This window comes from Allobosea sp. RCC_152_1, from assembly GCF_041360765.1.
Classification (GTDB): Bacteria; Pseudomonadota; Alphaproteobacteria; order Rhizobiales; family Beijerinckiaceae; genus Allobosea; species Allobosea spartocytisi.
On record NZ_JBFUPU010000001.1, the window covers coordinates 48,513 to 64,921 of the forward strand.

At 67.7% G+C, this 16,409-nt stretch carries 15 protein-coding genes; 5 read left to right on the plus strand and 10 right to left on the minus strand.

Annotated features, from left to right (window positions below; translation table 11 throughout):
• Positions 1–11 precede the first annotated feature (11 nt).
• Both AB6806_RS00245 and dxs read right to left on the minus strand, forming a co-directional pair.
• Complete coding sequence (locus tag AB6806_RS00245; RefSeq protein WP_142020216.1) at positions 12–776, minus strand: TlyA family RNA methyltransferase; 765 nt, start codon at positions 774–776, stop codon at positions 12–14.
• A gap of 10 nt (positions 777–786) precedes the next feature.
• Positions 787–2,697 carry a 1-deoxy-D-xylulose-5-phosphate synthase gene (dxs, locus tag AB6806_RS00250; protein WP_370953881.1) on the minus strand — a complete coding sequence of 637 codons (1,911 nt, stop codon included), beginning with the start codon at positions 2,695–2,697 and terminating at the stop codon, positions 787–789.
• A gap of 178 nt (positions 2,698–2,875) precedes the next feature.
• Between dxs and AB6806_RS00255 the strand changes: the two genes are divergently transcribed.
• Entirely contained in the window at positions 2,876–4,105 is a 1,230-nt protein-coding gene (locus tag AB6806_RS00255; protein WP_370953882.1) for an MFS transporter, read from the plus strand.
• Between the two features lie 27 nt (positions 4,106–4,132).
• On the opposite strand, the gene AB6806_RS00260 is transcribed toward AB6806_RS00255, so the two are convergent.
• Positions 4,133–5,053, minus strand: a complete 921-nt coding sequence (locus tag AB6806_RS00260) for a pirin family protein (protein WP_038361183.1) — start codon at positions 5,051–5,053, stop codon at positions 4,133–4,135.
• 56 nt (positions 5,054–5,109) lie between these two features.
• A complete protein-coding gene (locus tag AB6806_RS00265) occupies positions 5,110–5,670 on the minus strand; it encodes an NAD(P)H-dependent oxidoreductase (RefSeq protein WP_113253387.1) in 561 nt (186 codons plus the stop codon).
• 85 nt (positions 5,671–5,755) lie between these two features.
• Between AB6806_RS00265 and AB6806_RS00270 the strand changes: the two genes are divergently transcribed.
• Complete coding sequence (locus AB6806_RS00270; RefSeq protein ID WP_370953883.1) at positions 5,756–6,664, plus strand: LysR family transcriptional regulator; 909 nt, start codon at positions 5,756–5,758, stop codon at positions 6,662–6,664.
• Between the two features lie 24 nt (positions 6,665–6,688).
• On the opposite strand, the gene AB6806_RS00275 is transcribed toward AB6806_RS00270, so the two are convergent.
• From AB6806_RS00275 to AB6806_RS00295, 5 genes are all read right to left on the minus strand, one after another.
• Positions 6,689–7,282, minus strand: coding sequence for a hypothetical protein (locus AB6806_RS00275; protein ID WP_370953884.1), 594 nt, complete (start codon positions 7,280–7,282; stop codon positions 6,689–6,691).
• Positions 7,279–8,544 (minus strand): YcxB family protein, encoded by a 1,266-nt coding sequence (locus tag AB6806_RS00280; protein WP_370953885.1) that lies wholly within the window; start codon positions 8,542–8,544, stop codon positions 7,279–7,281. Before AB6806_RS00280 ends, AB6806_RS00275 begins: the two co-directional genes overlap by 4 nt.
• Positions 8,545–8,566: 22 nt before the next feature.
• Entirely contained in the window at positions 8,567–8,836 is a 270-nt protein-coding gene (locus tag AB6806_RS00285; RefSeq protein ID WP_038361192.1) for an exodeoxyribonuclease VII small subunit, read from the minus strand.
• 83 nt (positions 8,837–8,919) lie between these two features.
• Positions 8,920–9,384, minus strand: coding sequence for an Lrp/AsnC family transcriptional regulator (locus AB6806_RS00290; RefSeq protein ID WP_185747783.1), 465 nt, complete (start codon positions 9,382–9,384; stop codon positions 8,920–8,922).
• Positions 9,385–9,529: 145 nt separating this feature from the next.
• Positions 9,530–10,042 carry a tyrosine phosphatase family protein gene (locus tag AB6806_RS00295; protein WP_370953886.1) on the minus strand — a complete coding sequence of 171 codons (513 nt, stop codon included), beginning with the start codon at positions 10,040–10,042 and terminating at the stop codon, positions 9,530–9,532.
• Positions 10,043–10,160: 118 nt separating this feature from the next.
• On the opposite strand from AB6806_RS00295, the gene AB6806_RS00300 reads away from it, so the two are divergent.
• On the plus strand, positions 10,161–10,721 hold the full coding sequence (locus AB6806_RS00300) for a thioesterase family protein (protein WP_142020223.1): 561 nt from the start codon (positions 10,161–10,163) through the stop codon (positions 10,719–10,721).
• 11 nt (positions 10,722–10,732) lie between these two features.
• Here AB6806_RS00300 and AB6806_RS00305 read toward each other — a convergent pair whose 3' ends face one another.
• Complete coding sequence (locus AB6806_RS00305; RefSeq protein WP_370953887.1) at positions 10,733–14,308, minus strand: hybrid sensor histidine kinase/response regulator; 3,576 nt, start codon at positions 14,306–14,308, stop codon at positions 10,733–10,735.
• A 260-nt stretch (positions 14,309–14,568) separates the two neighbouring features.
• Between AB6806_RS00305 and mscL the strand changes: the two genes are divergently transcribed.
• Positions 14,569–14,988, plus strand: a complete 420-nt coding sequence (gene mscL, locus AB6806_RS00310) for a large conductance mechanosensitive channel protein MscL (protein WP_038361203.1) — start codon at positions 14,569–14,571, stop codon at positions 14,986–14,988.
• Between the two features lie 121 nt (positions 14,989–15,109).
• Complete coding sequence (locus AB6806_RS00315) at positions 15,110–16,303, plus strand: pyridoxal phosphate-dependent aminotransferase (RefSeq protein WP_112763344.1); 1,194 nt, start codon at positions 15,110–15,112, stop codon at positions 16,301–16,303.
• The last annotated feature ends 106 nt before the right edge of the window (positions 16,304–16,409 follow it).

Here is a 16,409-nt window from a genome sequence, read left to right on the forward strand (position 1 = left end):
TTGTCTCAGCATCAGATCTCTCCGAAAAGTGGATTCCACTTTTCGGTCCGATGCCAGCGCTGCGCGCCGACGAGGAATTCGCGATTGCCGTCGCCACCCTCGATCGGAGAGAGGATCGGCCCAGAAACGGTGAAGCCCAGCTCGCCCAGCAATCCGACGATCTCGTCGCAGACCTGAAGCTGAATCGCCTCGTCCCGGACGATGCCCTTCTTCAGCGCCGCCCGCCCCGCCTCGAATTGCGGCTTGATCAGCGCCGCGATTCCAGCCGAAGGCGCAAGCAGCGCCGCGACCGCCGGCAGCACGAGCTTGAGCGAGATGAAGCTGACATCGATCGCCGCGAGGCTCGGCCGCTCGGGCAGCGCTTCGACAGCCAGCGTGCGGATATCCTGTCCCTCGAAGCTGGTGACGCGCGGGTCTGACCGCAGCGAAGCATGGAGCTGGTCACGCCCGACATCGACGGCGACGACATGGCGTGCACCGCGTTTCAGCAGCAGGTCGGTGAAGCCGCCGGTGGACGAGCCGACATCGAGGCAGACCAGACCCTGTGGATCGAAGCCGAAGGCATCGAGCGCGCCCGCCAGTTTCAGCCCGCCGCGCGAGACGTAAGGATGCGGCGCCTGCGCGGTCAGCACCGCATCAGCGGCCACCATCTCGGAGGCCTTGCGCACGGGGGTGCCATTGGCGGTGACCAGCCCGGCCGCGATCGCGGCCTGCGCACGGGCCCGGCTCTCGAAGAAGCCGCGCTCGACGAGCAACTGGTCGGCCCGGCTCTTCATGGCAGGGACGTCAGGCCAGCTTCACCGCGCTCGGCGTGCCCAGAGCAGCCTCGACGGCCTTGACGATACCGGCGGCATCGAGCCCGGCGGCGGCATACATGGCGTCCGGCTTGTCATGGTCCTGGAACACGTCCGGCAGAGTCAGGCTCCGGATCTTCAGGCCGGCATCGAGCGCGCCGTTCTGCGCCAGCAGATGCAGAACATGGCTGCCGAAGCCGCCGACCGAGCCTTCCTCGACCGTGACGAGCACCTCGTGCTCGCGGGCGAGCTTGAGGATCAGCGCCTCGTCGAGCGGCTTCGCGAAGCGGGCATCGGCGACCGTGGTCGACAGGCCGCGCTGCGCCAGCAGTTCGGCGGCCTTGAGACATTCGCCGAGGCGCGTGCCGAGCGAAAGCAGCGCGATCCGCGTGCCCTCGCGGACGATGCGGCCCTTGCCGATTTCGAGGGGCAAGCCGACATCCGGGATCTCGACGCCGATGCCTTCGCCGCGCGGATAGCGGAAGGCGATCGGCCCCTCGTCATAGGCGGCGGCGGTCGCGACCATATGGGTGAGCTCCGCCTCGTCGGCGGCCGCCATCACCACCATGTCCGGCAGGCAGGCGAGATAGGTGATGTCGAAGGAGCCGGCATGGGTCGCGCCATCGGCGCCGACGAGCCCGGCCCGGTCGAGCGCGAAGCGCACCGGCAGCTTCTGGATCGCCACGTCATGCACGATCTGGTCATAGGCGCGCTGCATGAAGGTCGAGTAGATCGCGACGAACGGCTTGTAGCCCTCGGTTGCCAGGCCGGCCGCGAAGGTCACCGCATGCTGCTCGGCGATGCCGACATCGAAGGTGCGGCCCGGAAATTCCTTGCCGAAGGCGTCGAGCCCGGTGCCTGACGGCATGGCGGCCGTGACGGCGACGACCTTCTCGTCCTCCCGCGCCTGCTTGATCAGGGCTTGGGCGAAGACGTTCGTGTAGCTCGGCGCATTGGCCGGCGCCTTGGCCTGCAGACCGGTGACGGGGTCGAACTTGACGACGGCGTGGTACTTGTCGGGCGTTGCCTCGGCCGGGGCGTAGCCCTTGCCCTTCTGGGTCACGACATGGACGAGGATCGGCCCGTTGCCGGCGTCGCGGACATTGCGCAGCACCGGCAGCAGATGGTCGAGATTATGCCCGTCGATCGGACCGACATAGTAGAAGCCGAGCTCCTCGAACATCGTCCCGCCAGTCCAGAAGCCGCGGGCATATTCCTCGGTGCGCCTCGCCTTGTCGTGGAAGAAGCGCGGCAGCCGCTCCGCGAGCTGCTTGGCGACCTCGCGCAGCGAGCGATAGGTACGGCCTGAAACCAGCCGCGCCAGATAGGCCGACATCGCGCCGACCGGCGGGGCGATCGACATGTCGTTGTCGTTGAGGATGACGATGAGCCGCGAATCGAGCGCGCCGGCATTGTTCATGGCTTCATAGGCCATGCCGGCCGACATCGCGCCGTCGCCGATCACGGCGATGACGTTGTTCTTGCGGCCGGCGAGATCGCGCCCGACGGCCATGCCGAGGCCAGCCGAGATCGAGGTCGAGGAATGCGCGGCGCCGAAGGGGTCGTACTCGCTCTCGGCGCGCTTGGTGAAGCCGGAGAGCCCGCCGCCCTGCCGCAAGGTGCGGATGCGGTCGCGCCGTCCGGTCAGGATCTTGTGCGGATAGGCCTGGTGGCCGACATCCCAGATCAGCCTGTCGCGCGGCGTGTCGAAGACATGGTGCAGAGCCACCGTCAGCTCGACCACGCCGAGCCCGGCGCCGAGATGGCCGCCGGTGACGGAGACGGCGTCGATCGTTTCCAGCCGGAGCTCGTCGGCGAGCTGGCGCAGTTGCGTGTCGTCGAGCCTGCGCAAATCGGCCGGGGCTTGGATCGTGTCGAGGAGCGGCGTGACAGGACGGGGCACGAGGCAATGTGATCCTTCGGTGAGATCACCTGAAATAGAGGTTGCGCGGCGCGCTGGCAAACCAGAGGTGGGGATCGGTCTGCGCATGGCAAGCGCCGGCTCATCCCACGAAACGGGTGGCTCCCGCGCCAGCAACGCCGTTCAGTGCCCTCAAGACCGCTTTCGAGGACACCAGGCGATGGAACCGACCGATACCGCACCGCTGCCGATGGCATTCCGCCGCATCGGCTGGTCCAATCTCTCCGCCCAGTTCTCGGAGCAGACTGCGCTGGCCGCCGCGCCCTTGGCCGCGGTTCTCCTGCTCTCGGCCGGGCCGGCCGAGACCGGCTGGCTGCAGACGGCGCAGACCTTGCCGTTTCTCCTGCTGTCCATTCCGGCGGGCCTGATGGTCGACCGTGCCTCGCGGCGCCGGCTCATGGTCGGCACGGAAGCGCTGCGCGCGCTGTCGTTGCTGGCGATCCCGCTGCTGCTGGCCGCAGGCAGCCTCAACCTGACCTGGCTTGCCATGCTCGGTGCACTCGGGGCCATCGGCACGGTCTGCTACAGCGTGGCGGCCCCGGCCTTCGTTCCCTCGGTCGTACCACGCGCTCAGCTGGCTGACGCCAATCGCTGGCTGGAGCTGGCGCGCAGCGTCGCCTATGCCGGGGGGCCGGCGGTGGGCGGGGCGCTCGTCGGCTGGATCGGCGTCTCGACGGCCTATGGCCTGGCCGCCGGACTTTCCATCCTGGCCGTGCTCCTGCTCGCCGGCCTGCCCAAGGATGAACCGCCCTCCGGTCAACGGCGCCATCTGCTGCATGATCTGGGGGAGGGCGCCCGTTTCGCGGTTGGCCACGACCTGCTCAGGCCGATCCTGCTGACGGCGGTCTTCTTCAACATCTCCTGGTTCGTCTTCCAGGCGGTCTATGTCGCCTATGCGGTCCAGAACCTCGGCCTGAGCGCGACCCAGGTCGGCGTCACGCTCGGCATCTACGGCGCCGGAATGATCGTCGGCGCCGCTCTCGCGCCCGCCATAGCCCGGCGTGTCTCTTTCGGGACGTTGATCTTGCTCGGGCCCTTCGCCGGGCTTTGCGCGGCCGGCGTGATGCTCGCGACGCTCTGGTTTCCGTCCGTCCAGCTGGTCGGCGCGAGCTTCTTCCTGTTCGGCGTCGGACCGATCATCTGGACGATCTCCACGATGACCTTGAGGCAGGCCGTCACGCCCAACGCGATGCTCGGCCGCGTCTCGGCCTTGATCATGACGGCGACCTTCGGCGCCCGCCCGCTGGGCGCCGCGATCGGAGCCTCCGTGGCGGCGCATTTCGGCATCGCCGCCTGCCTGGGTCTCGCAACTGCGGGCTTTCTGGTTCAGCTGCTCGTCATCGCCTTTTCGCAGGTGCCGAGATTGCGGGACCTGTCCGAGATCGCCTGACGGGCGTGGCTGCCGGCAGGGAAGGTGTCACCCCTCCGGCAGCGGAATGAACTCCTTGTCGTCGCCGGGCACGGTGTCGAAGCGGCCGGTCTTCCATTCCTGCTTGGCCTGCTCGATGCGCTCCTGCGAGGAGGAGACGAAATTCCACCAGATATGGCGCGGGCCATCCATCGGCTCGCCGCCGACGATCATCACGCGGCTTTGATCGACGGCGAGGATCGAGATGCGGTCGCCGGGCTTGAAGACCAGGAGCTGACCGGCGCCGAACTCGTCCCCGGCGATGTCGACCTTGCCCGAGACGATGTAGATCGCGCGCTCGTCATAGTCCGGGTCGAGCGGCAGGATCGCGCCGGGCGAGAGCACCGCCTCGGCATAGAGCGCCTCCCAGGGGAATTTCACCGGCGAGCTCTGGCCATAGGCGGAACCCATGATCAGGCTGATCCGCTTGCCGCCTTCGACGATGCGCGGCAGCATGGGCGCGCCGTGATGCACGAATTCCGGCGCGACCTCCTCATGCGATTTCGGCAAAGCGAGCCAGGCTTGGATGCCGTAGAGCTTGGGGCCGCTGGCGCGTGCCTCCATTCCGGTGCGTTCGGAATGGACGATACCGCGCCCGGCCGTCATCAGATTGACCGCGCCCGGCTTGATGGCGAGTGCGGTGCCGAGCGAGTCGCGATGCATGATCTCGCCGTCGAAGAGATAGGTCACGGTCGAGAGCCCGATATGCGGATGCGGGCGCACATCGAGCCCTTCGCCGAGATGGAACTCGGCCGGTCCCATCTGGTCGAAGAAGATGAAGGGGCCGACCATGCGCTGGCCGATCGCGGGCAGCGCCCGGCGCACCTGGAAGCCCCCGAGGTCATGGGAGCGGGGCACGATCACCTTCTCGATCGCCTCGCAGGAGCGGGCATCGCCCAGGATCGGGTCTTCGGCTGGCAGTTGCGACATGGCGGCCTCCTGTGTCGGCGAGAGCCTACCCCGATCGTGCTGGCGGGCAAGGCTGTTCAGGCGGCCGCCGCTGCCGGTGCCGGCGCGGCCAGGCGCCGCAGCCGCGAGGCGTAGTAGTCGCCGGCAGCCTTCAGGGCTTCATCGTCGGCGCGACGGGCGTCGTAGACGAGGAAGGGCTCGGCCCAGGCGAGACCGCAGCGATGCGCTGTCGCCTGCAGTGGGAGCAGGAGTTCCGTCAGCGGGAAGAGATTGACGCCTTGCGGTGCATAGGCCGTCTCGACATTGCCCGCCGTCGCCGCGACCAGCAGCGGCCTGCCGGCGAGTTTGGCGCCCTCCGTCTCATAGTCGAGGTAGAACATCCGCGTGAGTACGACATCCTGCCAGGCCTTGAGCAGCGGCGGTGTCGAATACCACTGGACCGGAAACTGCAGCACGATGCGATCCGCCGCGACGAGCCGGGCGGCCTCGGCATCGGCATCGATCTGCCCGTCCGGATAGAGCGCATGGAGATCGGCGATCTCGGTATCAGGCAGATGCTGCGCTGCCTCGGCGAGCGCCCTGTTGGCACGCGAAACCGAGAAATGCGGGTGGAACAGCAGGATCAGGGTCTTGGTCATGGCATCCTCCTTCGGATTGAGCAGAGGATGGCCGTGCCAATAAAATTACTCCAATGGATGATCGATATATCATATTATCCATTTCATGAATTTAAGGTCGATCGATCTGAACCTGTTGGTGGTGCTCGACGCCCTGCTCGACGAGGCGCATGTCTCGCGTGCGGCGGATCGCATCGGCCTGTCGCAGCCGGCGATGTCGAGCGCGCTGGAACGTTGCCGCCAGCTCTTTGGCGACCGGCTGCTGGAGCGCGGTCCCGGGGGAATGGTCCTGACGCCCAAGGCCCATGCGCTGGCCGGGCCGGTGAAGGACATTCTCGCGAGCACGAAATCCCTGCTCGACCGGAGCGAGGCCGATCTCATGGCGATCCGGCAGACCGTGCGGGTCGTGACGGCCGATTATCCGGCCGTGGCCATCGCCCCCGAATTGCATCGCCGCCTGGCGCGGACGGCGCCGGGCATCACGGTCGTCCTCATGCCCTGGCATGGCGCAGCCGCCGCGCTTGAAGGCCTTGGGCGCGGAACCATCGATCTGGCGATCTCGGTCTTCCCGGTCGTCGAGGCCGATTTCACCCGCCGCGAATTGCTTCGGGAGAGCTATCTCGTCGTGATGCGCCGCGGTCATCCGGCGGCGGCCGGCTTTGATCTCGAGGGCTGGCTCGCCCATCCGCATGTTCTGGTTTCGGGGCGCGGCGACACGAAGGGGCCTCTCGACGAAGCCCTGGCGCGGATCGGGCGCGAGCGCCATGTCGGCATGGTCGTGCCGAACTTCACGATGGTGCTGCCCTTGGTCGCCGGCTCCGACATGATCGGGCTGTTGCCGAGCCGCTGCCTGCAGGATGGCGACGACGCGTTCGTCACCTTCCCGCCGCCGCTTGCCGTGGAAGGCTTCCCGCTGCACAGCGCCTGGCACAAGCGCCGCGCCGGCGATCCAGCCGTCCAGCACGTCGCAAGGCTGATCGAGGATCTGATCCTCGCGCTGCCGGTCGGAGGCTGAGATTGCCGTCGGCGAGCTGCAGGCCTAGCGCAGGGAGGCGGCTGCGGCGCTCGATTTCAGGCTCATCAGGATCTTCAGGCCGTCCCGATGGCGTTCCTCGCCGGTTTCGCAGGTCTTGCAGATCCCGCCGACATAGAGGCCGTTGACGACCGTCTCGGCGAAAAGGCCGGATTTGTAGTTGTGCCGCGCATCGGTCTCGATGCGGTACCATTCGCGCTCGCCCATCCGCACGATCTCCAGCGGCTTGCGAATCTCGGCGTCCTTGCTGGTCGAGCGCAGCACGGCGCGCAGGCGGGTGTAGCGGTCGAGAGGCGAGGCATAGAGCGCGCGCAGCCTGGCCGCATCGTCGGCGCCCTCGATCTCCTTCGAGCGCATCAGGATGGTGCAGGTTTCCTGCGTCTTTCTGCAGGCCTCGCTGTCGCAGACGAGCTGCACGCGGCGAAGTCCGGTTTGCGAGACCTCGCCCTCCGGCGACCCGTCAACGTGCCAGCCCTCGGGGAGCTCGACCGAAAGCCCGTGCGGCATCACGATGGTCTCGGCGTGAGAGGTGGCGGCCGCGACGGACAAGGCCAGCGCCGCCAGCGCTGTTGCAATGGAATTCGCGAGCGGCTTCGTCACGTGCCTGCCTCCGGCCGATGGCTCCCCCCATCGATGCGATGATCGACGATGCGCTGGAAGATGGCCAGCTTGTCGCCGTCGAGCGCGCGCAAAGGCAGGATCAGCGGCTCGCCTTCCCGCCGCAGCAGGATGAGATGGTCGCCCTGGCGTTCGATCCGCTCGAACCCCTTCCAGTCGAAGCGGTTGCAAAAGCCGTCCTGCCAGGTTTCGAGGCCGTCGTCGTAGAGCCGCACCTCGTGCTCATAGGCTTGCACGCGCTTCTGCATCTGCCGGGCGAGCTGGCGCGCATGCCGGCGTCTCATCCAGGGATGGAGCAGGATGACGGCCGTCATGATCGCCCAGAGACCGAGCACCCATTTCCAGAAGGTGCTCGCGAACATCTCGACGAACAAGGGAAAGGCATAGCGGAAGGGCACCCTCTCGGGATCGAGAAGCCAGAGGACGCCGAAGAGCAGCGGGGGGATCAGTGCCGCGACGAGGAAGGCGAGGATAAAGCCGCGCCTGCGCCGCCGCCGCGTCCCCGGGCGCTCCATCTGCCAGCCGAGCGCGACCGCGCGATCATCCTCGGTCAGCTCGAAGCGCGCGGTCAGCAATGGTTCGCGCCCCGGTGGCGTTTCCAGCTCTGGAAAGGCGCGGGCCGCTCCCGCGCCATCGACATGACAGGAGGCGGCCCATGCTCCGATCTGCGCGACCTGCTCCCCGGATAGCGCGCTGCGGGGCAGGGCGAAGACATCCTCGATGTCCTTCAACCGGATGAAGAGATGGGTGGGGCTTTCGGAGATGCCGCCGATGCGGCGGCAGGCGAGCGCGCTCCCGCGGCCGGGCAGGGTCACGGCGATGCCGCCGGGCTCGAAGCGATAGGCGGTGGCAATGGGGCGGTCGAGCCGTTCGTCGCGATACCAGCGCTTCAGCCGGCTGCGAATGAGCGCCGGCTGGACGAGGTAGTAGGCCAGCATGGGCCCCGCGACGACGAGGATCGGCAGGCCGCCGAGACCGAGCAGGTCCGCACCGAAACGCGACAGGAAAGCGCGGGCGCCCAAATGGCCGCTTTCCTGCCAGGAGGCGTAGTAGGCCATCGCCAGAAGCGCGATAACCACCCAGATCAGCAGATGGAGTTGGCGCCGTCGTGCCGCCGCGAACAGATCGGCATAAGCGAAGAGCGCGGCCGCGACCCGGTCTTCGAGGCGGACCGGAGCCTCGATCGTGAAAGCCTCGGGAGGATCGGTTGCGTCAGCGCGGCGGATCGTCGGCGTCGTGCGCATCCTGCCGGTCGCCTCCGCCCTCTCAGTTCTCGACGTCGAGCGGTGTCGTGCCCGTGGGCTTGCCGTCCGCACCGAGGGTGATGCGCTCGATGCGGGCTTCGGCCTGCTTCAGCAGCGCGTCGCAGCGCGCCTTCAGTGCCTCGCCGCGCGTGTAGATCGCGATCGATTCCTCGAGCGGCACGTCGCCGCGCTCGAGCCGCGCGACGATGCCTTCGAGTTCCTTCAGCGCCGCCTCGAAGGGCAGGGCGGCGACGTCGGCATGGGGAGTGCCTTGGGTCTTGTCTTCGCTCACGGGCCTGATTCCTGTTTGAGGCAAGCTTATCGGTCGGACGGCGCCCCGTCGCAACCCGCGAGCCGGAATTAGATCCGCCGGGCTCAGACCGGCAGGGCAGAGGTCTTCTTGATCGTCCGCAGCGTCAGCGTCGACTGCACGCGCGTCACGCCAGGCAATTGCGTGATGATGTCGGTGTGGATGCGCTCGAAATCGGCGCTGTCGCGATAGATCACGCGCATCAGATAATCATGCGCCCCGGCGAGCAGGTGGCATTCGAGGATCTCGGGCAGGTTCTGCACGGCCTGCTCGAAGCTCTCCAGCGAGGCCCGGCCCTGCTGGTCGAGCGTGACGAAGACGAAGGCCGTGCCCGGAAAGCCGGCGATCTTGTCGTCGAGCATCATCGCATAGCCACGGATCAACCCGCTTTCCTCGAGCTGCCGCACGCGCCTGAGGCAGGCGGAGGGCGACAGGTGCACCTTCTCGGCCAGGTCCGAATTGGTGATGCGTCCGTCCTGCTGCAGGATTCGCAGGATCGTGCGGTCGCGCGAGTCGAGTTCGATCGTCATGGTGCCGGAATTGCCTCCCGCGCGATCAATCGTCGCAAATTTTGCCGGATGCAAGCAATCTTCTGCCTCGCTCGTCGAGGAGCCCGGTACGATCCGCGACGATCCTTCGGAAGGCCGCATGAAGCTGCCGTTGCGGCACCCAGGCTCAAGCCAGCGGGAAGACGAAGGGCTGCCCCTCGAAGGCGTCGGCTCCGCGGCCGATCCGCTCGATGGCGCGGATCATCCGGCCGTCCCGCCCGAGGGCCGTGTCGGCGAGCGTGACGAGGCGGGCATTGGGCGTTGCCGAGGGCGAGGCGGCGCGCAAGGCCTCCGCCGCCTCCGCCTCGTCCCGCTCAGGCGCGAGCGCGCAGCCGGTGATGTAGGCGGCTGCGGTCGAGCGGCTGATCCCGGCCCAGCAATGGATCACCAGCGGCGCGGCGCGGTCCCAGTCCCTGACGAAGGCGATGAGCCGCGCGATATGCTCCTGCCCCGCCAGCACATGCCCCTCCATCGGCTGGTTGATGTCTGACATGCCGAGGAAGAGATGGCGGCTCTCCGGGATGCCGGCGGGCCGTGCGACCTTGGTATCGGTATTGATCAGCGTGACGAGATGGCTGGCGCCGCAGGCCGCGACGGTGGCGTCGAGCTTCGACAGGGGCGAGACGTGAAGGGTGGGCAAACCGGCGACTCCGCTGCCGCTCTCTGGCGGGTTCGAACCAGACGATAGCATGATCGACAGCGATGCCGCCCGTATGACATGGGGCTCGCAGCGACCGGTCCACAATCGGAAGGCCGACATGAATCTCTGGTTCCGCCTGATCTGGCTCCTCGCCACCTTTCGGATGCGCCCGCGCCTGGAGATGCCGGGCGGGGCTTCGCTGCTGTCATTCCGCGTCTGGTTCCACGATCTCGACACCAGCCTGCACATGAACAACGGCCGCTACTGGACGCTGATGGATCTCGGGCGCACCGACCTCGTGCTGCGCAGCGGCCTGTGGCGCGCGATCCTGCGGCACCGCTGGGTGCCGGTGGTCAATGCCGGGACGATTCGCTTCAGGCGCGAGATGCGGCTCTTTCGTTCCTTCAATCTCGAGACGCGCATCCTGTGCTGGAGCGAGAACTGGCTGGTGATGCAGCACCGCATGCTGATGCAGGGCCGCGACGGGGGTGAGATCGTCGCTGCCGTCGCGCTGGTGCGGGCGGCGATCTACGACCGGCGGGTGAGGGCCTATGTGCCCGTCGAGCGGCTTCTCGCGGAGATCGGCATCACCGCGCAAAGTCCGGCGCCGAGCCCCGAGGTCGCGGCCTTCCTGGCATCGGAAGAGGTGCTGCGCGGCGCCGGCGCAAGCGAGCGCTGAGGGCTGGAAACCTACTCCGCGGCCAGCCGCGTCGCGCGCCACTGCGCCAGCAAGGCGCGCAGCGCCGCCGGCTTCAGCGGCTTGTTGAGCAGATGGGCGTCGAGCGCGTTCGCCGCCTCGCGCACATGCGGCGTGCGGTCGGCGGTGAGCAGGATCGCCGGCATCGGCGTACGGGCATGGGCCCGCAGCGAGCTGATCGCGGTCAGCCCATTGCCATGGTCGAGGTGATAATCGGCGATCAGCACGTCCGGTTCGTTCTTGCCCCCGACATGCGGCAGCGCCTCTTCGAGACCCGCGGCGATCGTCACCCGGCAGCCCCAGCCTTCGAGCAGGCGCTTCATGCCGTCGAGGATCGCCGGCTCATTGTCGATCACCAGGAGCCGCATTCCGGCGAGCTGGCCGGCCGGGGACTGGCGCGGAGCCGCGCCGGTCGTCATCGCCGGCAGCGGCGCGGTGCGCGGCACCATGAGCGAGAAGCGCGTGCCGCGGCCGGGCACCGAATCGAGCGTCAGCCCATGGTCGAGCGCGCGGGCGATGCGCTGGACGATCGACAGGCCGAGCCCGAGGCCGCGCGCTACTCGCGCGCCCTGGTCGAGCCGCTGGAACTCGCGGAAGACGGTCTTCTGCTTGCTTTGGGGAATGCCGAGCCCGGTATCGATCACCTCGACCGCGACCTGGTTGCCTCGGCGCCGGCAGCCGATCAGCACCTTGCCGTTCGGCGTGTATTTGATCGCGTTGGAGATCAGGTTCTGCAGGAGGCGCCGGAGCAGGCGCCGGTCCGAGCGCACGGCGAGCCCAGTCGGCACGAAGACGAGCTTCAGCCCCTTCTCCTGCGCGCTGGGCTCGAATTCGCGCTGGAGCTGGCGCATCAGCTCGTCGAGGCGGAAGGCGGTGAGCTCGGGCTTGAGGGCGCCGCCGTCGAGCCGCGAGATTTCGAGCAGTGCGGTGAGGATCTCTTCCACCGCGTCGAGCGAGGCGTCGATGTTCTCGGCGAGGTCGGGCTGGCCGGCGGTGCGATCCCGCTCGACCAGCGAGGTCGCGTAGAGCCGCGCGGCGTTGAGCGGCTGCAGGATGTCATGGCTCGCGGCTGCGAGAAAGCGCGTCTTGGAGAGGTTCGCGGCCTCGGCCTCGGCCTTGGCGCGCTGGAGCTCCGTATTGACGTGGAGCAGTTCCTCGGTGCGCTCGGCGACGCGCCTCTCCAGGCTTTCATTGGCGCGTTCGAGCTTCTCCTCGCCGGCGACGGTCTCGGTGATGTCGGTGTAGGTGGTGACGAAGCCGCCATCCGGCAGCGGGTTGGTGCGGACCTCGATCACCTTCTTCGAGGGGAAGAGCTTGAGGCGGACCGGCTCGCGGTCGTTGACAAAGCTTTCCAGCCGCGCCGCCATCAGATCGTCCTGCGCGCCGTCGCCATAGGCGCCGCGTGCCGCGTTGAAGCGCACGATCTCGTCGAGCCCCGTGCCGAAGCGCACCAGCGAGGGCGGCAGGTCGTAGAGCTGGAGGAAAGCCTGGTTCCAGGCGAGCAGCCGAAGATCTCGGTCGAGCACCGTGATGCCCTGGCCGGCATGGTCGAGCCCGTGCTGGAGGATGTCGCGGTTGTACTGCAAGGCCGCCGAGGCATCGTCGAGCAGCTTGAAGGCGGCCTCGGTCGAGAGGTTGCGCTTCTTCAGCAGCAGCGACAGCACCAGCCGCGAGGAGGCCGCGCCGATCGCCGAGGAGAGCAGGTGCTCGCCGAAGCGCAGCAGGTGGATATCGGCGTCGCGGGCGGGCTCGGGCGTTTCGCCGCGGCTGTGGTTGAAGCTCTCGAAGGCGCCTTCCGTGCGCTCCCGGCCGAGATAGCGGGCGATGGTCGCCTGCAACTCGCCCTCGGTGACGCTGGTGCGCCAGAGCGAGAAGGTCTGCGCCATCGTTGCCCGGTCCGATTCGACGAAGGCGTTGGCCTGCAGACGCTCCATCGGATTGGCGGGCCTGAGCAGCGAGAAGCCGACATAGGAGAGGATGTTGAGCCCGAGGCTCCAGGCGACGCCGTGCGGCAGGGCCGGCATGCCGTCGAAACCCAGCAGCGCTTCCGGCCGCAGCAGGTCGAGCCCGAGAAGGCCATGCGCGACGATCTCGCTCCACCAGCTCCCGGGAATGGCGAGGCTCGGCATCAGCAGCGTATAGGCCCAGACGGTCGTGCCGACGATGAGCCCCGCCGCCGCGCCCAGCGACGTGCCGCGCCGCCAGATCAGCCCGCCGAAGAAGGCGGGCGCGATCTGCGCCGTTGCCGCGAAGGAGAGCAGGCCGATCGAGACCAGCGCTGCCTCGCCGGCGGCGCGGTAATAAGCATAGCCGAGCAGGATGACGAGGAAGATGCTCACCCGGCGGATGATCAGGATCTGTGAGCCGAGATCGCCGCCGGGATTGCCGTTGCCCGGCGCTTGCGGGCCGAGCGAAGCCTTCGCCTTCCTGGGCTCGCTGAGGGCCCGGCGGCCGCGCAGCAGCAGCGGCATGACGAGGTGGTTGGCGATCATGATCGCGATCGCGACCGAGGCGACGATCACCATCGCCGTCGCCGCCGAGAGCCCGCCGATGAAGACGAGAAGCGCGATCAGCCCGGCCTCGCGCTGGAGCGGCAGCAGCAGCACCGTCATGTCGCGATCGATGCCGCTGCCGGGCAGCAGGATCTCGCCGGCGGCCGCCAGGGGCAGGACGAAGAGATTGATCAGCACGAGATAGAGCGGGAACATCCAGGCCGCGCGGCGCACGTCCCGGGCATCGCGATTCTCGACGATGGTCATGTGGAACTGGCGCGCCAGCAGCAGCGCGGCGCAGCTCGACAGCAGCGTCAGCGTCAGGAAGCCCGGCCAGCTCGAGGTCCGGTCCCAGATCGGCGGCATGTCGGGTGCTGGCTTTGCCGCCTGAGCGAGCAGGTCGCCCATGCCGTCGAACAGCCCGTAGACGATGAAGATGCCGAGCACGAGGAAGGCGATGAGCTTGACCACCGATTCGACCGCGATGGCGAGGACGAGGCCGTCCTGATGCTCCGTCGCATCGATATGGCGCGTGCCGAAGGCGCAGGCGAAGCCGGCCAGCACCACCGCGACGAGGAAGGCGATGTCGCTCAGAATCGGCACGTCATAGGCCGGGGCGTGTCCGCCGGTCGCGGCGAGGAACACGGAGAGCGAATTCGAGACCGCCTTGAGCTGCAGCGCGATATAGGGCAGGGCGCCGATCACGGTGACGAGGCAGACCAGCGCCGCCACGCGCTCGCTCTTGCCATAGCGCGCGCCGACGAAATCCGCGACCGAGGTGATGTTCTGCGATTTGGCGATGCCGACGATGCGCGCGACGAAGCGATGGCCGAAGCCGATGACCAGGATGGGCCCGACATAGATGCCGAGAAAATCGAAGCCTGCGCGGTTGGCGAAGCCGACCGAGCCGTAGAACGTCCAGGAGGTGCAGTAGACGCCGAGCGCCAGCGCATAGATCGTCGAGCGCGCCCGCCCGGTCATCAGCCGCCGGCCGGATATGTCGGCGGTGTGGGCGACGGCGAAGAGCCCGCACAGATAGGCGAGCGCGACCAGTACGACGGACCAGGCTGGAATCACGATGCCATGTCCTGCGAGAGCGCCTGCAATCGGGGCCGAAAAGCTGCCGGCATGACCTTCCGTTTCAGGTTTCCCACCAGTCTAGCGAAGTGTCTTCCGGCTTGCCACAGGTCATTTGTCCAAGTCGTCCCCCGAATATTTCGCGCAAACCGGGTCGAACGCGCCGAATATACCGCCTGCGGGCTTTTCCTGCCTGGGCTGCATGGTCTAGCCTGCGCCGGCCGATGGAAAAATCCGGGCGACTAAAGAAGGGGTGCAGCATGCTCGATGAATTCAAGAAATTCGCGCTGCGAGGCAATGTGATCGATCTCGCGATCGGTGTCGTCATCGGCGCCGCTTTCGGCAAGATCGTGGACTCCCTGGTCAACGACATCATCATGCCCTTTATCGGCGCATTGGGCGGTGTCGATTTCTCGAACTACTTCATCGGCCTCAACAGCGGCATCACCGCCACGACGCTGGCCGAAGCCAAGAAGCAGGGCGCGGTCCTCGCCTACGGCAACTTCATCACGGTCGCGGTCAACTTCATCATCATCGCCTTCGTGCTGTTCCTGGTCGTCAAGGGCATCAACACGCTCCAGCGCAAGCAGAAGGAAGAGCCGGCCGCGCCGCCTCCGAAGGCCGACGACGTCGTCCTGCTCACCGAGATCCGCGATCTGCTCAAGCAGAAGACGGTTTGATCGGCTGACGCCGCTGGTCGCGATTCATCACCGCGACCGATCGACCCGATCTCGCGATTTCATGCCCCGCTGCGCCGTCATCGGCTAAAGAAGGGCAGGACAAATCGCGAGGTCGAAGCCGATGAATTCCGCTCTCCCGACGGGCAGCACGCTGATCGCCGATCTGCGGCCGGAGGCGCGCGAGGCGCCCGAAAGCGGCATCGTCGAGGTGATGAATTACGGTCGCCTGCGGGAGGGGTTGATTCCGCTCTGGGTCGGCGAGGGCGACCTGCCGACGCCGGCCTTCATCCGGGACGCGGCGGCGCGCTCGCTCGCCGCCGGCGAGACCTTCTACACCTGGCAGCGCGGCATCCCGGAGCTGCGCGAGGCGCTGGCCCGCTATCACGAGCGCCTCTACGGGCAGACCTTTTCGCCCGAGCGCTTCTTCGTCACCGGCTCTGGCATGCAGTCGCTCCAGATCGTGGTGCGCATGATCGCGGGGCCGGGCGACGAGCTCATCATCCCGACCCCGGCCTGGCCCAATTTCGTGGCCGCGACGAGCGTCGGCGGCGCCAGGCCCGTCTGCGTGCCGATGGAGTACGACCAGGGCCGGTTTACGCTCGATCTCGGCAAGCTCGAGGCCGCGATCACGCCGAAGACGCGCGGCATGCTGATCAACTCGCCCTCCAACCCCACCGGCTGGACGGCGACGAAGGCGGAACAGGAGGCGCTGCTTGCCCTGTCGCGCAAGCACGGCATCTGGATCGTCGCCGACGAGATCTATGGCCGCTTCGTCTATGACGGCTCGGCGCGGGCGCCGTCCTTCCACGACATCATGGCGCCGGAGGACCGCGTCATCTTTGTCCAGACCTTCTCGAAGAACTGGGCGATGACCGGCTGGCGCATCGGCTGGATCGAGGCGCCGGAGGCCTTCGGCCAGGTGATCGAGAACCTGATCCAGTATTCGACCTCCGGCTCGCCGGTCTTCGTGCAGCGCGGTGCCGTCGCGGCGCTGGACGAGGGCGAGGATTTCATCGCCGGCCAGATCGCGCGCGCAGCCGAAGGACGCCGGATCGTCCATGAGGGGCTCAAGGCGACCAACCGCGTCTCGCTGGCGGCGCCGGTCGGGGCCTTCTACCAGTTCTTCACTGTCGATGGCCGCGAGGATTCCCGCAAACTGGCGCTGGATCTCGTCGATACCGCCAATGTCGGGCTGGCGCCGGGCACAGCCTTCGGCCCCGGCGGCGAGAAGGGCCTGCGGCTCTGCTTCGCCCGCAACGCCGCCGATCTCACGGAGGCGGTAGCGCGGTTGCAGAAGGCGCTGATGGCGGCCTGACCGCCTGCCACGCAAGGCGGCCCTGCGCGGGCCGGCGGCCGGCGCGGTTGACCGTTGCGCCGGCGATGGTCATGAACGCCCGGCGTCGCCGATGCGGCACGCTTCG

Excerpts from the sequence above, each read along its gene's own strand:
- AB6806_RS00245 (WP_142020216.1), bottom strand. The coding sequence starts at position 776 with ATGAAGAGCCGGGCCGACCAGTTGCTCGTCGAGCGCGGCTTCTTCGAG.
- AB6806_RS00255 (WP_370953882.1), top strand. The coding sequence starts at position 2,876 with ATGGAACCGACCGATACCGCACCGCTGCCGATGGCATTCCGCCGCATC.
- AB6806_RS00260 (WP_038361183.1), bottom strand. The coding sequence starts at position 5,053 with ATGTCGCAACTGCCAGCCGAAGACCCGATCCTGGGCGATGCCCGCTCC.
- AB6806_RS00265 (WP_113253387.1), bottom strand. The coding sequence starts at position 5,670 with ATGACCAAGACCCTGATCCTGCTGTTCCACCCGCATTTCTCGGTTTCG.
- AB6806_RS00270 (WP_370953883.1), top strand. The coding sequence starts at position 5,756 with ATGAATTTAAGGTCGATCGATCTGAACCTGTTGGTGGTGCTCGACGCC.
- AB6806_RS00280 (WP_370953885.1), bottom strand. The coding sequence starts at position 8,544 with ATGCGCACGACGCCGACGATCCGCCGCGCTGACGCAACCGATCCTCCC.
- AB6806_RS00290 (WP_185747783.1), bottom strand. The coding sequence starts at position 9,384 with ATGACGATCGAACTCGACTCGCGCGACCGCACGATCCTGCGAATCCTG.
- AB6806_RS00300 (WP_142020223.1), top strand. The coding sequence starts at position 10,161 with ATGAATCTCTGGTTCCGCCTGATCTGGCTCCTCGCCACCTTTCGGATG.
- mscL (WP_038361203.1), top strand. The coding sequence starts at position 14,569 with ATGCTCGATGAATTCAAGAAATTCGCGCTGCGAGGCAATGTGATCGAT.
- AB6806_RS00315 (WP_112763344.1), top strand. The coding sequence starts at position 15,110 with ATGAATTCCGCTCTCCCGACGGGCAGCACGCTGATCGCCGATCTGCGG.